The organism is Synechococcus sp. R6-5 (genome assembly GCF_047461775.1).
In the GTDB taxonomy this organism is placed as follows: Bacteria; Cyanobacteriota; Cyanobacteriia; order Thermostichales; family Thermostichaceae; genus Thermostichus.
In genome coordinates this window covers 1-1020 of the sequence record NZ_JANSHV010000379.1, presented here as the reverse complement: position 1 = coordinate 1020, position 1020 = coordinate 1, and the positions used below count along the sequence as shown (strand labels likewise).

The window sequence follows — 1020 nt, the reverse complement described above, 5'->3', positions numbered from 1 at the left end:
TCAGCCCACGCACTGCCACCGGCGTCGCGCGGCTTCCCCCGCTCGTCCCATCGCCCAGTTGCCCGGCGAAATTCCTCCCCCAGCACTGTACCGTCCCTGTCTGCAACAGAGCGCAGATATGCGCGCCGCCTGCCGCCAGCGCAGTCGCCCCACTCAGCCCGGGCACCGCTACCGGCGTCGCGCTCACCGCCGCTGGCGTCACGCGAGGGGTGGAGGGGGTAAGGTTGTGACTCACTGTAACTTGAAAGGTGTTCACCATTTCCGTCAATGCGTCAACCGGCAGATCAGCTGTCTCAGGCCCAACTTGAATCCATATATCGAAAATATACCGGTCAACAGGAATGAGTGCGTGTTGTGCCCACCAGCGACGCTGATCTCCGACCGGGTAGGAGTGTTCTAACATATACACCCGTCCTTCTCCCGCCGGTGAGGTCACGGCTTTCATGGCGAGGTCGGTGCTATGATTGGGCAGCACACAAGCATACATCTGGTCAACGGTTGACGCATTCGAACACTGGTCAAGAATATTGACCCCTCCGATATATGCCTGATCGTCACTGGGATCAAGGGGAGTTGCAGGCGCCATAGCTTCCTGGAAGCGCAGCTCTGCTCCATCTCCGCGTACCAGCATCCATGTTGCTGGCACTGTCAGCGTATAGGTCAAGCTGTCTGTATCTGTATTCACTGTGTACGTTTGCGTTACAGTACGAGTTGCGCTGGTGGTTGTACCTGGCCGCTCTCCACTTGTTCCGCTCACGTAACAGCCTGTGAGTCCTATTACGAACAAGAGTGCTACTCCCCATCTCATATCCAATCTCCTTCAGATATGGACAATCGTTCTACCCATTTGCAGCTCCATGATTTGGTTGATGAAAGAGCCATCAGAAACAGTAATGATGTGACTGTCCTCGGCTAAGACGACAGTCACATCAGTGCACGAGTAATTATGGACAATATCCACCGCCCGGCAACATCACGGCCAGTACGTCGCTCGGTGACGTTCACCGTGCGCCAGCCCTG

The 1020-nt window shown here is 56.3% G+C and carries 1 protein-coding gene; it reads right to left on the bottom strand.

The genetic code is table 11. The features are described from left to right. Nucleotides 1-664 (bottom strand): hypothetical protein (locus tag NW818_RS13860; protein ID WP_414424885.1); only part of this gene is annotated, 664 nt, incomplete at its 3' end. Nucleotides 665-1020 lie beyond the last annotated feature (356 nt).